Raw genomic sequence first — 471 nt, 5'->3', positions numbered from 1 at the left:
ACCCCACCCGACGGCCGCGGCCTCGGCGCCACCTGGCACGGCAAACTGGATATCAGCAGTGCCCTGAGCCAGGTCGACACCCGCTGGGACCAGAGCCTGACCAGGCTGAGCACCCACATCCGGCTGGAACTCGACGACCAGGGCCGCGAGAAGCGCATGCGCAGCAGACAACTGCTACGCGCCGACGTAGACGGCCCCGACCGCTGGGTCACCATCTTCCGCCGAGACGAACCGGGCCCGCCCCCCGTCATCACCACCGTAGCGCCGCACCGGATCGGAAAAGTGGTCGAATCCGAGGCCACCGGCCTGCTGGTGGCCGAGGTCCTCTTCGACAGAGAACTGACACGAGGCGAGTCCATCATCGTCGAATACACCCTCGAACACAGAGACCCGCGCCCCAGCTCGACGGAACTGCAGTCCACCCTCCACGTCCCCGTCCGCGAATACGTCCTCGAAGTAAGATTCGACCCC

General features: G+C 66.5%; 1 pseudogene. It reads left to right on the top strand.

The features are described 5' to 3' along the window. A pseudogene (locus KDL01_RS41875) lies at positions 1-471 on the top strand (hypothetical protein); the annotation flags it as partial.

Source organism: Actinospica durhamensis (genome assembly GCF_018139695.1).
GTDB lineage: Bacteria > Actinomycetota > Actinomycetes > Streptomycetales > Catenulisporaceae > Actinospica > Actinospica durhamensis.
This window is presented reverse-complemented; position numbering and strand designations above follow the sequence as displayed.